Origin of the sequence: uncultured Sulfitobacter sp. (assembly GCF_947500075.1) — a bacterium.
GTDB lineage: Bacteria > Pseudomonadota > Alphaproteobacteria > Rhodobacterales > Rhodobacteraceae > Sulfitobacter.
In genome coordinates this window covers 696,206-714,936 of sequence record NZ_CANMQS010000001.1, presented here as the reverse complement: position 1 = coordinate 714,936, position 18,731 = coordinate 696,206, and the positions used below count along the sequence as shown (strand labels likewise).

General features: G+C 56.8%; 16 protein-coding genes. 4 read left to right on the top strand and 12 right to left on the bottom strand.

Features of this window, described 5'->3' with window-relative positions:
- Positions 1 to 6 precede the first annotated feature (6 nt).
- The 12 genes from Q1A91_RS03465 to Q1A91_RS03410 form a co-directional block, all read right to left on the bottom strand.
- Complete coding sequence (locus tag Q1A91_RS03465; RefSeq protein ID WP_299872861.1) at positions 7 to 597, bottom strand: hypothetical protein; 591 nt, start codon at positions 595 to 597, stop codon at positions 7 to 9.
- Entirely contained in the window at positions 594 to 3,191 is a 2,598-nt protein-coding gene (locus tag Q1A91_RS03460) for a hypothetical protein (protein WP_299872859.1), read from the bottom strand. The genes Q1A91_RS03465 and Q1A91_RS03460 overlap by 4 nt, the downstream gene beginning before the upstream one ends.
- The gene (locus Q1A91_RS03455) at positions 3,188 to 5,284 is read right to left on the bottom strand and encodes a hypothetical protein (RefSeq protein WP_299872856.1); all 2,097 of its coding nucleotides are present in this window, start codon (positions 5,282 to 5,284) and stop codon (positions 3,188 to 3,190) included. The genes Q1A91_RS03460 and Q1A91_RS03455 overlap by 4 nt, the downstream gene beginning before the upstream one ends.
- Positions 5,284 to 5,691, bottom strand: a complete 408-nt coding sequence (locus tag Q1A91_RS03450; RefSeq protein WP_299872853.1) for a hypothetical protein — start codon at positions 5,689 to 5,691, stop codon at positions 5,284 to 5,286. Before Q1A91_RS03450 ends, Q1A91_RS03455 begins: the two co-directional genes overlap by 1 nt.
- A 78-nt stretch (positions 5,692 to 5,769) precedes the next feature.
- A complete protein-coding gene (locus Q1A91_RS23680; RefSeq protein ID WP_367278631.1) occupies positions 5,770 to 6,486 on the bottom strand; it encodes a helix-turn-helix domain-containing protein in 717 nt (238 codons plus the stop codon).
- A 4-nt stretch (positions 6,487 to 6,490) separates the two neighbouring features.
- Positions 6,491 to 7,891: a DnaB-like helicase C-terminal domain-containing protein gene (locus Q1A91_RS03440; RefSeq protein ID WP_299872851.1), complete on the bottom strand. Its 1,401-nt coding sequence runs from the start codon at positions 7,889 to 7,891 to the stop codon at positions 6,491 to 6,493.
- A gap of 136 nt (positions 7,892 to 8,027) precedes the next feature.
- Complete coding sequence (locus tag Q1A91_RS03435) at positions 8,028 to 8,222, bottom strand: helix-turn-helix domain-containing protein (protein ID WP_299872848.1); 195 nt, start codon at positions 8,220 to 8,222, stop codon at positions 8,028 to 8,030.
- A 102-nt stretch (positions 8,223 to 8,324) separates the two neighbouring features.
- Positions 8,325 to 9,095, bottom strand: coding sequence for a hypothetical protein (locus tag Q1A91_RS03430; protein WP_299872845.1), 771 nt, complete (start codon positions 9,093 to 9,095; stop codon positions 8,325 to 8,327).
- Entirely contained in the window at positions 9,095 to 10,345 is a 1,251-nt protein-coding gene (locus Q1A91_RS03425) for an integrase family protein (protein ID WP_299872842.1), read from the bottom strand. Before Q1A91_RS03425 ends, Q1A91_RS03430 begins: the two co-directional genes overlap by 1 nt.
- A gap of 365 nt (positions 10,346 to 10,710) precedes the next feature.
- The gene (locus Q1A91_RS03420; protein ID WP_299872839.1) at positions 10,711 to 12,576 is read right to left on the bottom strand and encodes a hypothetical protein; all 1,866 of its coding nucleotides are present in this window, start codon (positions 12,574 to 12,576) and stop codon (positions 10,711 to 10,713) included.
- A 96-nt stretch (positions 12,577 to 12,672) separates the two neighbouring features.
- Positions 12,673 to 12,897: a hypothetical protein gene (locus Q1A91_RS03415; RefSeq protein WP_299872836.1), complete on the bottom strand. Its 225-nt coding sequence runs from the start codon at positions 12,895 to 12,897 to the stop codon at positions 12,673 to 12,675.
- Positions 12,898 to 13,412: 515 nt separating this feature from the next.
- Positions 13,413 to 14,324 carry a LysR substrate-binding domain-containing protein gene (locus Q1A91_RS03410; protein WP_299872833.1) on the bottom strand — a complete coding sequence of 304 codons (912 nt, stop codon included), beginning with the start codon at positions 14,322 to 14,324 and terminating at the stop codon, positions 13,413 to 13,415.
- Positions 14,325 to 14,501: 177 nt separating this feature from the next.
- Between Q1A91_RS03410 and ugpB the strand changes: the two genes are divergently transcribed.
- The 4 genes from ugpB to ugpC all read left to right on the top strand — a co-directional run bounded on the left by ugpB (position 14,502) and on the right by ugpC (position 18,672).
- Complete coding sequence (gene ugpB, locus Q1A91_RS03405) at positions 14,502 to 15,812, top strand: sn-glycerol-3-phosphate ABC transporter substrate-binding protein UgpB (protein ID WP_299872830.1); 1,311 nt, start codon at positions 14,502 to 14,504, stop codon at positions 15,810 to 15,812.
- 62 nt (positions 15,813 to 15,874) lie between these two features.
- Positions 15,875 to 16,756, top strand: a complete 882-nt coding sequence (gene ugpA, locus Q1A91_RS03400) for a sn-glycerol-3-phosphate ABC transporter permease UgpA (RefSeq protein WP_299872827.1) — start codon at positions 15,875 to 15,877, stop codon at positions 16,754 to 16,756.
- Between the two features lie 20 nt (positions 16,757 to 16,776).
- Positions 16,777 to 17,613: a sn-glycerol-3-phosphate ABC transporter permease UgpE gene (gene ugpE, locus Q1A91_RS03395; RefSeq protein WP_299873694.1), complete on the top strand. Its 837-nt coding sequence runs from the start codon at positions 16,777 to 16,779 to the stop codon at positions 17,611 to 17,613.
- Positions 17,614 to 17,616: 3 nt separating this feature from the next.
- Positions 17,617 to 18,672 (top strand): sn-glycerol-3-phosphate ABC transporter ATP-binding protein UgpC, encoded by a 1,056-nt coding sequence (ugpC, locus tag Q1A91_RS03390; RefSeq protein ID WP_299872824.1) that lies wholly within the window; start codon positions 17,617 to 17,619, stop codon positions 18,670 to 18,672.
- Positions 18,673 to 18,731: the final 59 nt, after the last annotated feature.

Below are 18,731 nucleotides of genomic sequence, written 5' to 3'. Positions count from 1 at the left end.
TGTTGATTAGTCCAAGACGCTGAGGCCAACCTCAGTCAGGGCAGGGGAGGCGTCATTTGTCATCCAACCGCGTCGGATGAGGCTATTTCTCATCTCGCGTGCATCCGAGTCCGTCGTGCCGATTGCATCGCGTATGCACCGGGCCACTGACAAGCTCGACTGGCGCTCAGAAAGAGCCCGCATGATGGTGTATTCGCTGGGAAGGACGGTCCCACTCAGTACGTTGCGTGGCATGCCGCTCAGGGGCTCCTCCGTTCGGATTGCGAAGTAGTGCGTAAGCTGATCGGTGATCCGCTTCTGCCGCGGCCAAACAAGCCCGAACCCCGCAACAAGGGAAAAGTACATCCGCTTCTCGACAAGGTCTTGGCTGCTCTGCTGATCGACCGCGATGAAGCCGCAGTGATAGTAGGCAGTCTCCTTCGGCTTTGCGTTGTGAATCCAGGAAACTGCTTGAGATAGCTGATAGATGATTGCGTCGGGTTGCACAGGGACGGCGTGGCTAACACGTGGGTGAATGGCGGGCCGTAGCTTCTGATTGAAATCGTCGGGTGGTGCTTGTGCCGTCTGGGTGAGGGTCCGGTCAGCAGTGTCTTTCATTGAAGGCCCTCACGATCATCCGGTTCACCTTCTTCAGGAACTGAGGTGGCGAGAGCGGCGCCGGTGCCAGTAAAGTAGGGTGCCAGCTTGTTGATATGACGTTTTGTCAGCTTCAGGCTCTCCGGTTTGACCATCAGCATGTGGAACAGTTGAGGATCGGACACCGCGTCGATCAACATCTGCTCTGCCTTGTCATTCTGTAGGTTGCCCAGAAGGGCTTTCATGCGGCCAGACGCCATCTGTGCAGTTTGGATGGAGGCGCCACTTGATCCGCCACCCGCCTTAGCCCCTTGCTTCGCCGCGATCACACGCGCCACCATCTCAATGACGCGGTTCGGTGATCTTGGGGAAAGACCGCCAATATCTGCAGAAGACTTCCGGCCTTTGCGCAGTTTCTTCAACTCAACCGCGATCCGGCCCATGCGGTTGAATTCGCTTTCGTTCAAAACCGTTTTAAGGGCCGCTTCGTTTTCTGGCATCTTCATGAAGCGGATCATCGCCTCGCCTGAAAGCCCGTTGGCGTCTGTGTTTTTCCGGATTACGAAATCAGCAAAAGAGCCTTTAAGACCAGCCAGAGCCTTCCCGCTCTTGTCCTTGCGGGCCGTGGCGACAAGTTGTTTCGCCTGTTTCGACGGCCGCTTTGACTTGAATATGACATCTATGGCCGCCTCCGGTGGTGCTTGATTAAACGCCGCGGTTACTGACTTTGCCGGATTCTCAATGTTCTTCAACGTGGTTTTTCCGCGGGTCTCGGCTGCTGCAGCGCGCGTCTGTGTGCGCAGCGCTTCATCGAACGTCTCCTTGAGGTACGGGAAACGCTCCATCATATCGGCATTGTCGCGCATGAAGGTCGCGGCTCCGCGCGGGTTGAACGTGTCATCAGCGGCAAACGCGGCGCGATCAAAACGATTGCGCAAAAAGTCTTCGAGTTGTGGCTCCGCCCGGGCATTTGTTGCGTTTTGGATGTTGTCGGCTGCAACTGCACCGGTTGTGCCACCTCTGCCCAAGGAGCGATCCAAGGTTAGCGCAGGGTCAATGACCATGTCGCCGTCCGGCGTCCGTCTTAGCAACTTACCTACGATGCCCTGGCTGAAGGTCTGATGCATTTCAGCAGAAAAAGCGCGCGCTGTGTCGATGGAACGACCAACCTCTGTCTGGCCCGCTCCTGAACCAAGGTCGTCAAGAATGCTGTCAGCGATCTTGTTTGCAATACGGGCCTTATTCGGGTTCTGATCGCTACCGGCCATAGCCGATCGGGCTACGCGGCGCAGTTCGGAATAGAGCCCGTGAACCTCGGCCACAGTGTCAAATTCACCAAGAGGGTCATTGGCGTTTTGCGCCAGCATTTGACGGACCACACGGGGGATATCATCCTGTTGCGCGCGCGGTGTCGCGGCAATCAGGTCCTGGGCCGCTGCTTTCGCCCCAGATGTGCCTACTTCGGTATCCTTCGGCACTTTGGCCCACAAGAAATCTTCCTGCGCCTTGGCCGCAGTTTCAGCAGCCTTGATCTGATTGGATACTTCTTGGCTGTTGAACATTTCGCTGTTTTTCGCGGTGGGCCGCAATGCGCCTTTGGTGGCGCGATCTACCGCTCCGATGATCTCCTCCCGGAAAGACTGACGGCGTTGCTCAAAAAAGGCCTGCGCATCAGCAGGATCTCCGCCCATGTCACGCACTTTGTTCGCGGCGATGTGTTGGGCATCGTCAGCTTGTTCATCCATTGTCGCACGCAGCTTCGGATCACGCTTCATCGCCTCTTGTTCGAGGGCTAAGAGGTTTTTGTCGCCGATCTGCTGTGCTGGTGTCAGGCCAATTTCTGTGGGCCCGATCTGCCTTGCAAGCTCTGCAGCGCGATCAGCGCCACCGGCAAGTTCTTGTATCCGCTGGCGAGCGACTTCTTCGCCCCCTGCATTTGTATATGGCAGTGCCGCGGTCTTTACTGCCGACGCGACCTTGCGGGCACCCATGGCTGTCGGCGTTGCGCGGACCACTGGGGCGACGGCGCCCGCCCCGGCGCCACCCACAATGCCTACCGTCAGTTGCAGCCACTCCGGCGCCCCTGCGTCTTCAGCGAGACTCTCAGCGCCTTGTGCCGCACCACCTGCGGCCAGTTCTGCAGCAACTCCAGATTTCGAAGCCATCGCTGTCGCCGCATCATCAGCGATCTGGCCTACCATGCCACTGGCCTGAGAGAGGCCTTTGGCGGCAAGTCCTCCAAATGGGGCGGCCCCGGCCGCGTTTCCGGCCCCACGAAACACGTTTTCCATGAAGGTTTCTGGTGCGGATGTCGCGCGATTGACGCCGATTGCATCCATGCCTTTTTCAAGACCGGTTACCGCTGATCCGGTGCCGTCTTTGAACGGATTGAGAGCGTGAGGTTTGTCAAAGGGGTTAAGGAGGTCGAGGATGAGCCCGCCACTTTCCGCGATCCCTTGGTTCAGCTGGCCCATGTTACCGGCTTTATCCTCCTTGCCGAGGCTGGCCGCGATTTCTTCAACCGTCGCGTTCTGATCTTCTGCAGACAGATCCAAGAAAGACCGGTCAACAGCAACACGCTGGCCGTTGATGACCAGTTTGACTTCGCCGCTCACTGTTCGACCCTCCACTTGATGCCGTTGGTGGTTGCCTGCGTTTCACCATCTCCGAACCTGCCGAGAGCGTCATCCAGCTGCGCGATAATCGCCTCAACACCTGTGATCTGCTGGTTCATCTTATCCCGGTCAGGTTGGCGCATTCTGCGCGCAGTTTTTGCTTTGAGGGTCTCGAGGTCAGTGGCAAAACTGGATCTCAAAGCTCTGAGCTTCGACTGTGCTCCTTCGGCGCCCTGCAAGCCGCCAGTCTGCGCAGTCAGGGCCTGGATCGCATCCATGCGCTTTCCCGTAGGCTGTCTGCCATAGGTTTGGGCAAAGGCATTCGTGAGGTTTTCACTCAGGACGTTGAAGTAATCCTGTGTGTTGCGAACCCCTTCGTAAGGCGTTCCCAACCCAGCAAAGTCAGAAATTGCATTGATGCCTCCTTTCAATTGGCCCTCTAGACCAAAGCCGTCTTCGGCGTTGCTGATCGGCGGCAGGTTGGTGGGCGCGGGGGTTGCCCGTGGGACCACACCAGCCACGGGCGCGTCCGCAGGCACATTATCGTCGGCCCCGTCCGCTAAAGCACCGCCTGAAGCGGTCGGAACTCCCTTTACGGGCATGCCGGTCGCTTTGTCGATGATGGTCACAACCCCGTATTCGTCCCGATTGATCGCGAGAACGCCATCAGCAATCTTGACCGCTGTTTCGCGGGGAATATCGAGAGCCATAAGGCGCTCAATTTTCTGCTCTGCTGCGCTTTGCTTCGGCGGGTCTGGCTGCACGTCCGTGAACACCTGTTCCTGTGTGTCCTGATAACGGTTGATGCCATTCACGTCTTTGATGATCTTCCGCTCTGGGGGTTCCATGGCCTTCTCAAGCCCCAGCATGCCGCTGGCCAGCGCGATCTGGTCTTGCGGAGACATTGGGCCACCTTGCGACATGCCTTGGGTCAGCATTGTGCTCGCTAGATCGCGGAGATGAGGCGACACGTCCTGATTGCTCATCAAGCCAATGAGTTTGCGCATGCTGTCTTGGTTCATGCGTTGCGATTGACCCACTCCAGCGAAAGTACTGAAATCACCGGAGGCAAGGCGCGCTGCATTTTGACGAGCTGGCGATGCAGGGCCATCCGTCCCCAAGAGCGCGTTAGCCATCATCTCACCGTAGCTGGTTTCGTCGCCAAAGATAGAGGACGCAGCCCCACGGTCGTTGCCAACGCCATGGGGCGCGATCAGACGTGCGCCAGGAAGGTTGCCGAACGCCTCTTTGTAGATTTGGGCGAAGGCCTCTGGGTTGGCTGCGACAGCTTCCTGCATCGCCATATCGCTATTGAAGAATGGCTCTGCATGAACGGTATGTGACACACCGCGCCCGTTCTCTGAGCGTGTCCGGACACCGCGCACAGGATAGTTTTCAATTCCGTTTTTGGCTGCGAACTCCGCCACCATCTGGTTGTAGCGCTCAGCCGCGGCACGAACTTCCGGTGAGGCATTATCCGGGATGATGACCTCTGTCCCGCGTGCGGTACCACTTTCGGATGCATTGAAGTCCATCGAAACGTTCAGGGCATCGGCTGAAGGCTGGAATGCTGCCCGCGTCTGCGGCGAAATCAAGAAGTCCGCTGCGGCGTTGGTGCTACCCGACGGTGTGGATCCAGCAGGATTGGCTTTCTCCAGCGCCTTCGCGATACCCTTCATTCCCGGCGGAGAGTTCTCAGTTGAAAAGCCCGGCACAGCCTCACGCCTTACTGATACAGCATTCGCTGACGGGGCGGCGCGCTCACCTCCCATTGCGGCAATGAGGGTGTCCATGGCGGATGCGTCTCGGCCTGCCTGTGCTTCTTTGAACAGACCAGACGTACGCGTTCCGATGGCGCCTCCCACCATCGGGGTCAAAGCCGCCAGCAGGGGTGAACCACTTTCCTTGCTCGATGCCATGCCGCTGGCGAGCAGTTGTGTCACCAGATCCAGTTGGCCGCGAGAACCGCGCTCTGGGAGAATCCCGGCCTCACCGCGGCGAAAGACGCTTGCTGGATCAGAGAACACAGGTGATTTTTCTGCGATGATTGGCGGTGTGCCCTGACCGCTCCCGAAGAGACCGTGCTTAGCCATCAGTGGGTTACCTCCATGCTTTTGTCCTGTTGGTTCCGGAACCCCCGACCGTCCAGAAGTTGGTCCTCAAGGTACTGGATCCGGTAGAGAGCGTTCTGCAGCGCTGTCAGCGCGACACCGAGAAGATCATCGGGTTGGATTTCCTTGCCATTGCCGAGACCCGTGACGCGATGGAAGGCGCCAGGCATTGGACCGACGTGAGGCTGAACGCTGTCCTTACCCGATCCGCTGACCTCCTCATGCTTCCAAAAGTAGATCGGGAGCTTCTGGACAATTGCCTCGGCGACGGCAGCGTCCGCGTAGCCAAAGATGGCGCGACCGTCTTCGCTGAAGAGGGGGCGCATGGTCGGCGCCAGCGGGGGCTCGTCCTGTGCTGTGTTGTCGGTTGCAGCGGGATCATTGCTCATTGTTCGGCCTCCTGATTGTTGGGTAGCGGTTTGTTGGTCACATTGCGGCAAGTTTGCTTGGCATCGGTTGGGGAAGGCTCAGGTTGGCTGCTGCGCAATTGCTTTCCAGCGGTTCCTCTTGGCAGCCCGTTCCGGTTCGACTGCGGCTGACACCTGGGGAACCTCGTCCATCCAACCGCCAGCACGAAGCCAACTCCCTGGATGTTTTGTGAAGGTTGGGTCCTGATGGCGGCGGCTTTCAGCGTAGCGAACCATCCCGTCAAGGAGTTCTTCCGGCGATGCTTTTTTGAGTGCGACCTTGTAGGCTTTGAAGGCATCCTCCTTGGAGACCTTCTTCGGAACAATTTTCCAGAATTCTTCGAACTGATCGGGGTAACTTGCCCTTACCTGTTTAGTTATTGAGTTACTTACAGGGTTAGTAGGACAATTTGTCCGCTGGTTTTGACACTTTTTGTCCGCTGGTGGCGACATGTTTTGTCCTACGGTCAATTTGTCCGCTGGACAGTTTGTCCGCTGGTCAAATTCGGCCTCAAAAGCGAGGAAGTACCGGTCGGAATTGAAGGTGCCGCCTTTCCCCTTCCGGTGCTCCTTCCTGATCAAACCAGCCGCTTCAAGGACCTGCAATTGACGCCGGATTGTTCGGACGTTTGTTTCGCAATCTTCGGCGAGTGTCTCTTGGGATGGGAAGCAGCCATGATCCGGGTTGTACCGGTCACACAGATGCCACAGCAAAATCTTCGCACTGGGTTTAAGGCCGCGTTGCTTGATCGCCCAATTTGTGGCTTCGTGGCTCATTCTGTTACTCCCAGATCCGGTTGACAGCGGCGTCGAACATCACGTGCGCAGTTGCGATCCGGCCTTGGCGCTGTTTTGCAACGATGATCTCCAGGCGGTTCTTTGCTGCCAAACTGGCGGCGGTCCAATCTGCGTAGTCTTCGAGGTCATCAGTGGAGGGCTCTTCACGCTCGAGGTAATACTCGTCGCGGAAGCAGAACATAACACCGTCAGCGTCTTGTTCGAGCTGCCCGGATTCGCGCAGATCGGACATCTTCGGGCGTTTGTCATCACGATCTTCCAAAGAACGGGAAAGCTGTGAGAGGGCTATGACAGGAACACCCAGGTCCATCGCCAGGCTCTTCAGGGCAAGGCTGATTTCCGTCACTTGCTCATAGCGGGTACGGGCTTTTGCCTTCAAAAGTTGAGCATAATCGATCAGGACAAGGGGCGTCTTTTCTCCGGCCATCTGACGCAGCGACTGCTTCACACCAACTTGCAGAAGGCTCGTGTCTTGGTATTGGCGAGGAAGGAACGTGATTGGCAGTTCCGCCACCTCTTCTGCAGCATTGAAGAGAGCCGTTTCCTGAGCGTCGTCATAATGCCCGCGGCGGATATCGGAGTATGGAGTTGGGCGGTTGAGACGGGCGGTCTGCTCTGAAAGCGCGCGCAGTGCCATGGCTTCGGGCGCCATCTCCAACGAGGCAATGACGACTGGGTGACCAGCACGCGCTGCATTCAACCCCACAGACAAGGCGACTGCGGTTTTGCCCATAGACGGACGTCCGCCGAGGAGCCAGAGTTCGCCAGCACCAAAGCCGGGAATGATCTGATCTAAGGCATTGATCCCGCTTGCTACACTGTCGATGCGTTCACCCTCGTGGGCGTTGTTTGCTTGCTCCATTGCGCCGGTGACTGCCGCCATCATGGACGTTGGTTTCACGGCTGTTTCGGATTGGCTCAGAACGCCAAACGCACCTTCCATCTGCGCGGCAATATCGGATGCCAGCAGATCACCTTGCGCGATACCGTCGCGGGCCCGGTCCATGATTGCGATGAGGTCGCGCTTGGATTTGGCTTCCGCTAAGACTTCCACGTAGCTGGCAGCCATTGAACTGGACACAGATGCACCTGCAAGACGGGCCAGGTAACCTTTCCCGCCCAGTTCGCTCAAACGCTCCACAAGGTCTTCGGAGAGGGAGGCTGCCACTGTGACAGGTGAAACTGTCCGGCCATTTTTCTCCAGCCCAAGACAAACATTAAAAACATCACGGTGAACTGGATCGTAGAAGATATCTGCCCCGCCACCTGCGGTCACATGGGTGGTTCCGTAGTTCAGCAAGATTGACCCAAGAAGCTGTTGCTCGGCTTCAATCGAATGCGGAGGCGCGTCGTTGCCGGGTTGGATGTGGCTGACCTGGTTCATTTCTTCCAGCCCGCCATGATGTTAGGAATGAAAGAACTGGCAGGTTTCCAGTTGTCCACCTGCTTCTGTTGATCGGGAGCGTGCGCTTGGCCCTCTTTGCCGACTGGCTGGGCCTTATCTGAGGGAGAATCCTTCATCAGTTCGAAACCTGTGCGGTTTCATTGATCCAGCGATCAAGTTCAGCCAGTTCAACCCGGGTCGAGCCAAGGATTTTGGTGAATTTGAGGCGGCCGAGCTTCTCTTGAGCGTAAAGCGTCGAGCGGGACATGCCGGTATAGGCAGCCGCATCTTTGAGGGGAAGCAGGCGGCGCTGCTCGAGGGGGATACGCATTGTGTTTTACTCCTGTCCGAGATGGTTCAGGAGTGGTTTGAGCATGTCACACTCGCCTTGGTCTAAGTGGGGCAAATGATATTTTTTGGGTTATTTGCCCCACTAGCGGAGAATGGGGGCACTCTCCTTTGGTTTTTCCTTTTTCTCATCAATAACGTCCCGGGTAAACTCTTCCACCCCGGTATTGATCTTAAGGTTGAGTAAAAGAAGAACACTGGTCAGGAAATCGGAGAATTCTCCGGATCTCTTGTTTGTTACGCCACTAGTAGAATACTTCGGAATCTGTCCGGTCAGGCCAGCGAATACTTCGTAACACTCTTGAGCAACCGCATTTGTGGCTAAATTATGGATGTTGCCTTTCCCGCGGTTTGGCCCCTTTTTGACCACCTCGATAGCTTTGCTGAGGTCAACGATCAGCATATCCAGATGTTGAGAAATGATCTGGGTCACTTTCGCTTCGCCTATGTGTATCCAGGGGTCATGGCCAACATAGGGTTCTTCAATTGCCTCTTGGACAGCTTCCGCCCCGATCAGCAACTTGGCTGCAAGGTTTCTTAAAGCAATGCGTCCTTGGGCTTTTACGTTCGCCAGCTTGTTCTTTGCCCTCTTAAGGTTTTTGATTACATCATCTAGCTCTTTAGTTTCTTTGGCTATGGATGTTGTTTTCTTCGTCTGCCCTTCAGCGTTAATGCCAATCTCGTAGGTTTGCCAAATTTCATTGGCCCAGCAATTACAAACTGAATTATCCGGGAAATGATCTTGTATGACCGCCAGGATCACCTCGGCACCTTCATCAAGGTCCGGCATGCAGGGTCCGTCAGACGTAACTTGTTCGCTGAAGGGCACCCAATCTGGCTCTAATTCATCAGACATCACTTCACCTCCAACTTGATCACATCAGCGCTTTCGCCGGTCACCAGTGCCGCCCAGCGATCAAGCGCGGCCGCCCTTTGTGGCAGCATCTCTGCTTGGTTGTAGACCCGCGAAACCGCACTTGGCGCCGACCCACCAGCAACATGGTTCAACACGCGGTCCGAAACTGCTTCAGGCACATCGGCATCGGCCATCGCGGTCGAGAAGGCTGTGCGGATGTCGTGAATTCGCCAAGGCCCGACTTTGTCGCCAAGAATTTTGTCCAGCCGCTCCTTAGCCCGGCTGATGCCAGAGACCGGCGTCGTACCCGTTGTAGTGAACAGATAATCTGCAGCATGGCCCTTTTCTTCGGCACGCTCCTGTGCGTCCGCCAAAGCGGCTTGTACTTCAGGAAGGGCAGGGGGCGACAAGTGAGTGATGTGACCTTTGTCATTCTTAGTCTGTGATCCCGGCTTGACGATCCGCCCTCGCTCAAGGTCCAACTCCGCGATCCGAAGGCCAAGGATTTCGCCGCGCCGCTGGACGGTAAGGATGAAAAGGCGGAACACCGGACCCCAGAGAGGACCAATTTCGAAGGTTGCATTCCAGATCGCACGGACTTCTTGGATATCCAGCACACGTTCTCTGGCTGTCTCTCGCCCCGCTTTGGCAATACCTTGTCCGATGTTTGAAGCGATGTAGCTCCTGCCGAACGCCCAGCTTGAGAATGCGAGCAATGCCGCTCTAATTCGGTTGGCGGCAACCAACCTGCCTTCCTTTGCTTTATCATCAACAGCTTTCTGAAGGTCAGCGCGCGTAAGCTCCCCAACCGGGTTGCTTAGATGCTTCTGAAGGGCAACCTCGATCTGACGTTTTCGTTTGTCGCCCGTGCGGATGGTAGAGAGATGGAGGTCTGCGTAGGTATCGATTACGGTTTGCAGTGACTTGATCTGGGCTTCTGCCCGTTCGGCTTCCTGCTTTTCTTTCGCGGCCATTTGCACCCTGTCTATACCCTTCGCGGCCTCCGCCTCGATCTCAAGCGCGAGCTTTCGGGCTTCAGCGAGGCTTATGGGTTCCGGCCAAGTCCCAAAGGTGTGCTTCCTTTTTGGCCCTCCCTTGATGCGTTTCTCGTACATCCACACCGCTTTGCCAGCTGCTGATAGCCTTAGGCGCAATCCAGGTCGCAACGTGTCTGATATCTCAACTCGCCCCTCGGTAGGCACCTGCTTCTTGAACTTCTGTAGGACTGGCTCGGTCAGTTTGGTTTTCATGAAACACCCGTTTGGGGGACAGCTGGGGGACACTGGGGGGACAAAATCGGTGAGATGTTGGTAGACAACTACGGACAGTCATAGACAGAAATTGCCTGCTGCGCAACTTGGAGAGATCCGCAAGTCTCTTATTTTTATTGATTAAATGAGATGTCGTGGGGCGTTGGTGGACGTCCGTGGATTTCGAGAGGAAGTACGATACCCGGCGACTTCTAATCAGCAGGTTGAGGGTTCGAGTCCTTCAGGGATCGCCATGGTTTTATGAGAAGATTTGTGGGATCTGCACGCGGTGCTGCCAGCTGGGAGCCTGTGACGCCATAACTCACTAGCATCGGGTTCGGCCGTTTGAATTCAGGACCGGCGCATCAGGCCAGAATGGTATCTGTGCCCAACAGGTCAAGATAGATCTGCGGGACATCATCAAGCTGGTCATAGGTCGTGATTGACGGGTCCCCGTCGGCATATTCACTCACGCGAACCAACCATGATGCAGATTGCGTCTGGTGCATTTCGACGTGCAAAAGCCTTTGCCCGTCCTCGAGGAGACTGGCGGCTTCATCGCCGTTATCAAACTCGGTGTGCTCAATCCATTGGCTGTCGTCTTCGGGGTTTTTGGAGGATGTGATGGTTTGCCACAGGAATATGTCGTTCAAGTCCATGCGTACCTGCGATGTGAGTTCGCCCTCATCGTGGTGCTCTTGTTGAACGACGCCGTTGTCAAAGGTCACGGTCTTGCTGATGATCGCGCCGGACTGATCAAAACGGGTCACGGATGTGTCCCAGATTTTTGTACCTCCCCCATCGGTGCGTGTTGTTACGCTGCGCATGCCTTCGCTGAACACATCGTGCTGGGACACGCCCCCGACGAAACTGATCGTTCGGTCGGTCGTGTTGCCCGCCAGATCAAATGTCATTTCGATTCTGGTCCAGGTTTCGGTGTTGATGGGAGCATTTCTGTCCACGTAGGTGCGCACGCCATCCGTGAATGTCTCGTGACGCCATTGGCCGCTATCGAAGTCTGTTCGTCTGCTTACCAATTCGCCGGAGCTTGAATAGGTGTTCACGACGCTGGACCATAATGCGCTGTCGTCACGATCTGACCAACTGCGTCTGATCAGGTTTTCATTCTCGTAGTACGCACTCCCTCCATCATCAAAGAGGATCGTTCGCGTGAGCTCGACGCCGTTCTCAAAAGTCTGAGTCCTGCTTTTCCAGGGGGTCTGAGATCTTTCATCGCTTTCAGTTCGGGAAACCAGCACGCCATCCTGAGTGACCGTGCGGAACGAGCCGCCGTCGTCATACCTGATGGAATAGGTCCCGGTCCCGTGCAGGACCGAGTAGGTCGATGACTTTTGCGTCCAATCCTCCACGTTGCCAGTGTCGTTTTCCGTGACGGAGGTTGCAATGCCATCGGTATAGCGGGTCGTAACGGAGACCCCATTGTCGTAGTTCAGCTGCTCGTGAAGTTTTTGTCCGTCTGCGTCGAAGGCAACCGAATGATCATCCCAGTCCCAAAGATCTCCGAAGTCCCGTTTTCTCACGGCGCGCCCGGCGTCATTTGCAAACGGGTATATGGTCTCTTGCATGCCATTGTCATGGATGATGGTTTTTGAACTGTATTCACCGTCGATGTTGAATCTTGTCGAAATCGACGTCCAGGTCGCGCTGTTGCTCACATCCTCCTGTAGAATGGAGACCCGCTTGTCCCCATCGAATACGGTAAGCGTTGTGTTGCCGTTGGATGTCGTCGTTACCTTTTGGGTCAGCGTTCCGAAAAAGTACGTTTCTGCCCGCACGTCACCGTTGTCGAAGACGACTTCACGCTCTGTTACCCGGCGACCGCCGTCGAAACCTGTGCGGATGGTGGCCCAGGAATGGCTGTTTCCTTCATCGGTCTTGACCGATGAGACGAGATACGCGATCCCGAAGGCCTCAGCATACGCATAGGTTTTCAGCGTGCGCACTGACCCGTCGTCCAACGCATCTATCGTGGTGATATTCCCGAATGCGCCGTATGTGATCTGTTGGCTTTGAACGGGCAAGACATCCGTCGGATCGGTCAGAGACCACTGGGTCAGAAGGCCGTCCACGAAGTTCCTAACCTCAAGGTGGCCATCATCAAATGTGGTGGTGACATTCCTGAAGGTCTGGCCCGACTGGACGAACTCTTCTGTTGTTCTCTCACTCCAATCGAATGCGTCATTCGTGTCAATTTGTGTCGCGATGGCCATTGTATTCACTACCTGGAGGATACTGCCGTTCAGGGTAGTTCAAAACCTTGTCGAGAATGTGGTGAAGGGATGAATTGGGGTCCCGTCACCAAGCGCTCAATTACAAGACGCGAGTTTGCCGCCGGTACAGATGTTGTCGGACAGAACCATTCCGTTCGCCGCTGCGGCTCTTTGACGGTCATCGCGGTCAGAGCGGGCATCAATATCGGCATCGGGCCCGCCATCAATATCGGGAGAGGTTACGCCAGGCCCCCCGCCACCGGGGCCACCGCCGCCGGGGGCAACCCCACCGGGGCCACCGCCACCATTGTTCGCTGCCACAACCGCATAGGCAGGCGCAGAAAACAGGAAAACACATACTGAGAAAGCCAGGGTACAACTCTTTACAAACATTTTACTCTCACACTTGAGGTTACTGGTTACACACACAAACACGGTTCACCCACGTGATACCCACCGAAACCCCTTCGGTGGTGCCAGTGCCGAATGGTCATCCCCGAAACGTTCAGAGACACGCCAGATGGTCATGGGCAAACCTTCGCCAAAACTCTTTGGCGGACTTTCGACAGTATCGACACGCGCAGATTATGTCAAAATCTGGCCGAAAATTTACCGAATACGTGTTCTATTGTGCCGCTTTTTGGTGAGGAAGGTCGATGTCCGGGCGATTGTCCTTGTTTTGGATACAGTGGCTGCCTTTGGCTGCGACAGATTCCAGTGGGCCGGTCATACCGCCAGAGGTGGGGAGTATCCGGGGAGGGAAGTAGTCTCGTTCAGCCCATTGCGCGCGCTCCGCCGCTGGGCACGGGGCAAGACGGACCGGATTAATCGCGGGCTCAGCCTTCAACCAGATATGGGTCAAGACTGGCTTTGAAGGTCTCGAAGAATTCAAGCGTGATCAGGGATGGTTTCTTGTGGATCGGCCGCACCAGCGAGATGCCATGGGGCAACGTCGGGCGAAAGGGGCGAAAACTGATACCCTTGGCTGCGTATTTCACAGCATCAAGTTCGCTGACAATGGACACGCCCACCCCTTCGCACACCAGTTCACAGGCGGCAGTGAACTGGCGGACCTCAATGTGGGACCGCAGTTCGATCTGGTCATCCTGAAAGCGCCGTTCCAGCGCCTTGAAAAACACGCTGTCCTTGCGGGTGTGGATGATGTTCTCCTCTGCCAGATCATGGGGATGGATCTCTTTTTGGCGCTCCAAGTGATGCCCTTGTGGGAAAATGCAGACGGTGCGCACGTTGACGTCCGTCCGTTCGACCGCCGGGTGGCCAAAAAAACCGTCCGTGATGCCAAAGTCATATTGTTCCGTGATCATCCATTCGAGGATCCGCTCCGGCCTGTCCGGCTCAATGGTCATGGAGATGCCCGGACGGTCCCGCAAGAACGCCGCCACAACGGACGGCAGGTGGCTTGTTGCGAAACCGGGCAGGCAAGCGATGCGGATATGACCCGCCTTGCGTTTGGTGATGTCGGCGCTGACATCCGAAATCTGCCGCATCAGTTCAATGACACGGCGAATGTCGGGCTCCAGCAGCCGCACCTCCTGCGAGGGGACAAGGCGTCCGTCGCGTTTGTCAAAAAGTTGGAAGTCAAACTCCTTCGCCAGATCAGACAGCAAGCGGCTTGTTGCCGGCTGGCTGATGCCAAGATCAGCGGCTGCGGATGTAACAGAACCGTTAACTATGACCGCCATAAGAGCTTCAAGTTGACGGAATCGGGGCGTTCTTCGATCTGACATGGACGCATCTAACCGCTCAACCCTTACCAAGCATAGCATAATGTTATGCAGATTAGCTAAATGGGCAGCTTGAATTATGGGAATGTGCCAATACACTCGCCAACATTGCATTCCCCGACTCGACCACGGGTCGGTGGAACCAAAAAAACGCATCGAACAGATGCACGGGAGGAAAACATGAAGAAATTATTGCTCGGCGCTTTCGCCGCAACCACTGCGCTCACGCCCATTGCGGCGTCTGCGGAGACGGAAGTTCAGTTCTGGCACGCCTTCACCGGGCGTTTGGGAGAGCTTGTCGCGGCTCAGGTCGAAGCGTTCAACGCCAGCCAGAGCGACTATACCGTTGTTCAAAGCCACAAGGGTAACTATTCCGAGACGCTGAACGCGGGCATCGCAGCATTCCGCGCGCAGGAGCAGCCGCACATTCTGATGGTGTTCGAAGTTGGCACAGCCACGATGATGAGTGCCGAAGGTGCGATCAAGCCCGTCTATGAAGTGATGGCCGAAAGCGGTGCTGCATTTGACCCGGATGCCTACATCGGCTCGGTCAAAGGGTATTATACCACCACCGAGGGCGAAATGCTGTCACTGCCTTTCAACTCCTCCACGCCCGTGTTGTGGGTGAACCGCGATGCGTTTGAAGCGGCGGGTGTTGACCCTGACATGGATCTGTCCACCTGGGAGAACGTCGGCACGGCGCTGGACGCGCTGAAGGCCGGGGGCGAGGATTGCCCGCTGGTCACAGCCTGGCAAAGCTGGATCCATCTGGAGAACCTGTCTGCCTATCACGACACGCCTTTTGCCACGCAGGACAACGGCTTTGCCGGGCTCGACACAGAACTTGCGTTGAACGGACCGGTGCAGGTCGCACACCTGAGCGCGATGGGCAAATGGGCCGAAGAGGGCAAGTTCATCTATACGGGTCGCCGCAACGAAGGTGGTGCGAACTTCCGGGCGGGCGAATGTGCGCTCTTCACCGAAAGCTCGGCTGGCTACGCGGGGATCAAGGCGGAAGCGGAGTTTGATTTCGAAGTGCGCCCGCTGCCTTATTGGGCCGCTGTGACGGACAGCCCGCAGAACACCATCATTGGTGGTGCATCGCTGTGGGTCATGGAAGGCCATGAAGCGGAAGAGTACAAAGGCGTTGGTGAATTCCTCAGCTTCCTGTCCTCATCCGACGTGCAGGCGCAATGGCATCAGGACACCGGCTATCTGCCGATCACGACTGAGGCAGGTGACGCCACGCGCGCGGCCGGTTTCTATGATGCGAACCCCGGCACCGACATCGCGGTCATCCAGATGACAGCGAAAGAGCCGACAGCCAACTCTAAAGGCCTGCGCCTTGGTTCCTTCGATCAGATCCGCGGGATCATCGACGAAGAGCTGGAAGGCATCTGGTCCGGCGACAAGACTGCGCAAGAAGCAATGGACAGCGCCAAGGAACGCGGCGATGCCCTGCTGCGCCGCTTTGAAAGCGCCAACCGCTAACACAACAACAAAGAATGCGGGCCTTTCGGGGTCCGCATTTGCTTTCGGGGGAGGGTTAAGATTTGGAAAAACGCGTGACCTTTCGCGGCTGGCTCTTGCCGCTGGCGTTGATTGCGCCACAGGTGATCATCTCTGCGGTTTTCTTCTTCTATCCTGCCGGACAGGCGATCTGGCAATCCCTGTTCATCCCTGACCCCTTCGGCCTGTCGGCGCAATTCGTGGGCCTTGGGAACTTCGAATACCTCCTGAGCGACCCGTTCTACCGTGCGTCGTTCCTGACCACTGCGATCTTCTCCATCCTCGTGACGCTGTGTTCGATGATCCCGGCGTTGTTTCTGGCTGTGATCGCGGACCGGTTGATCAAAGGCTCCGGCCTTTACCGCACGCTGCTGATCTGGCCTTACGCCGTGGCCCCGGCTGTTGCGGGTGTGCTGTGGCTTTTCATGTTCAACACGCGGGTCGGTGTGATCTCGTGGTATCTGGGGCAGCTTGGCTATGACTGGAACCACGTGCTGAATGGCACCGAGGCGATGGGCCTCGTGGTTGTCGCCTCCGCCTGGGGCCGGATCAGCTATAACTTTCTGTTCTTCTTTGCCGCCCTTCAGGCCGTTCCCCGCTCCGTCATCGAAGCGGCGGCGATTGATGGCGCGCATTTCTGGCGGCGGTTCTTCACCATCGTGTTGCCGCTGATCACCCCCACGGCCTTCTTCCTGCTGGTGGTGAACATCGTCTACGCGTTCTTTGAAACCTTCGGCGTGATCCACACGATCACCTCAGGGGGGCCGCAGCAATCGACCACGATCCTTGTCTACAAAGTGTTTGCCGACGGGTTCGTCGGCCAGGACCTTGGATCTTCCGCCGCGCAATCAGTGATCCTGCTGTTTGTGGTGGGCCTGCTGACGGTTGTGCAGTTCAAGTTCATTGAAAAACGGGTGCATTACTGATGGCGTCTGAGAAACACGGCATGGTCGAAAAACGCGGCGCGGGATTGTGGCTGACGCACCTGCTGATGATCCTCGGCGTGCTGGTGATCTTCTTCCCGATCTGGCTGGCGTTTGTGGCGTCCACCGTCACCCAGCCTGAGATCGTATCGCCACCCATGCCGATCTGGCCGGGGGACCAGTTCTGGGAAAACTATTCGGCAGCATTGTTTTCCGGCGTGAATGTGCCGGTGCTGACGATGCTGGGCAACAGTCTGGTGATGGCCATCGGCATTGCGGTGGGCAAGATCATCATCTCGCTGCTGTCGGCCTTTGCTATTGTCTATTTCAAGTTTCCCGGCCGGACGACCTTCTTCTGGCTGATCTTCCTGACGCTGATGCTGCCTGTCGAAGTCCGCATCGTGCCCACGTTCGAGGTGGTGGCAGGCTTTGGCATGCTCAACAGCTATTCTGGTCTGATCTTCCCGCTGATCGCGTCGGCCACAGCTACTTTCCTCTTCCGTCAGTTCTTTATGACGATCCCCGATGAGCTTGCCGAAGCCGCCCGTGTTGATGGCGCGCGGCCCATGCGGTTCTTCATCGACATCGTTGTCCCGATGAGCCGCACGAACATCGCAGCGCTCTTCGTGATCCTGTTCATCTACGGCTGGAACCAATACCTCTGGCCGCTGCTGATCACCACGGACCCGGAAATGAACACCATCGTCATGGGCATCAAGCAGATGTTCCCCTCGGGCGATGATGTGGCCGAATGGCCGGTGATCATGGCGACTTCCATCCTCGCGATGGTGCCGCCCGTGATTGTGGTGGTGTCGATGCAAAAGCTCTTTGTCCGCGGCCTTGTCGATAGTGAGAAATAACCCATGGCAACTGTGACCCTTCAAGACGTCAAGAAAAGCTTCGGCGCGACGGATGTGATCCACGGGATTGATGTGGAGATAGCGGATGGCGAGTTCATCGTCATCGTCGGCCCCTCCGGCTGTGGCAAATCCACTTTGCTGCGTATGGTGGCGGGGCTTGAGACGGTTTCTGCCGGGGATATCCTGATCAACGGCACGCGCGCGAATGAGAAGGAGCCGATGGACCGCGACATCGCGATGGTGTTCCAGAACTACGCGCTCTACCCGCATATGTCGGTGCGGCAGAACATGGGCTACGGGCTGAAGATCGCCAAACTGCCGAAGGCGGAGATTGAAGAGAAGGTTCAGAACGCCGCCAAGTTGCTACAGCTTGAAGCGCTGCTGGACCGCAAGCCGCGTGAATTGTCAGGTGGGCAACGCCAGCGCGTCGCCATGGGCCGCGCGATTGTGCGTGAGCCTGCCGTGTTCCTGTTTGATGAGCCGCTGTCGAACCTTGATGCCAAGCTGCGTGTGCAGATGCGGCTTGAGATCCGGGAGTTGCAGGACAAGTTGGGCATCACCTCGCTCTATGTGACACACGATCAGGTCGAAGCCATGACCATGGCCGACCGGATGATCGTGATGAACGGTGGCATCGCGGAGCAGATCGGCACACCGCTGGAGGTTTATGAAACCCCACGTACTTTGTTTGCCGCCCAATTTATCGGCAGCCCTGCGATGAACGTCTTTGATGCGCGTGTCGAAGGGGGCGTGGTCAAGATGGGTGAGGCTTCAATCGGCCCAACCCAAGGTCCGGATGGCCCGATCAAGCTGGGTTTGCGGCCTGAGCATCTGATGGCAGATGACGCAGGACCCATTGAGGCGCATATCCAGATGTCCGAGCCGTTGGGTGCAAACACCCTGCTGCATGGGCGTCTGAGCCATAGCTCAGACGTCATCACCGTCAGCCTCGCCGGGGTGCATCCGATCAGCGAGAAGGGCGCGACGCGGCGCTATGCGGTGGCACCGGCGCATATCCATCTGTTTGATCCGGCCACAGGGCACCGGCGGGAGACGTGAAACGCATGCTGGCCAGGTAGATTTGGACCTGAGACTTGCAATCCCCTCTGCCTCACGGG

Bases quoted from the DNA above. Each gene is read 5' to 3' on its own strand.
- Q1A91_RS03465 (WP_299872861.1), bottom strand. From the start codon at position 597: ATGAAAGACACTGCTGACCGGACCCTCACCCAGACGGCACAAGCACCA.
- Q1A91_RS03455 (WP_299872856.1), bottom strand. From the start codon at position 5,284: ATGGCTAAGCACGGTCTCTTCGGGAGCGGTCAGGGCACACCGCCAATC.
- Q1A91_RS03450 (WP_299872853.1), bottom strand. From the start codon at position 5,691: ATGAGCAATGATCCCGCTGCAACCGACAACACAGCACAGGACGAGCCC.
- Q1A91_RS23680 (WP_367278631.1), bottom strand. From the start codon at position 6,486: ATGAGCCACGAAGCCACAAATTGGGCGATCAAGCAACGCGGCCTTAAA.
- Q1A91_RS03440 (WP_299872851.1), bottom strand. From the start codon at position 7,891: ATGAACCAGGTCAGCCACATCCAACCCGGCAACGACGCGCCTCCGCAT.
- Q1A91_RS03435 (WP_299872848.1), bottom strand. From the start codon at position 8,222: ATGCGTATCCCCCTCGAGCAGCGCCGCCTGCTTCCCCTCAAAGATGCG.
- Q1A91_RS03430 (WP_299872845.1), bottom strand. From the start codon at position 9,095: ATGTCTGATGAATTAGAGCCAGATTGGGTGCCCTTCAGCGAACAAGTT.
- Q1A91_RS03425 (WP_299872842.1), bottom strand. From the start codon at position 10,345: ATGAAAACCAAACTGACCGAGCCAGTCCTACAGAAGTTCAAGAAGCAG.
- Q1A91_RS03420 (WP_299872839.1), bottom strand. From the start codon at position 12,576: ATGGCCATCGCGACACAAATTGACACGAATGACGCATTCGATTGGAGT.
- Q1A91_RS03410 (WP_299872833.1), bottom strand. From the start codon at position 14,324: ATGTCAGATCGAAGAACGCCCCGATTCCGTCAACTTGAAGCTCTTATG.
- ugpB (WP_299872830.1), top strand. From the start codon at position 14,502: ATGAAGAAATTATTGCTCGGCGCTTTCGCCGCAACCACTGCGCTCACG.
- ugpE (WP_299873694.1), top strand. From the start codon at position 16,777: ATGGTCGAAAAACGCGGCGCGGGATTGTGGCTGACGCACCTGCTGATG.
- ugpC (WP_299872824.1), top strand. From the start codon at position 17,617: ATGGCAACTGTGACCCTTCAAGACGTCAAGAAAAGCTTCGGCGCGACG.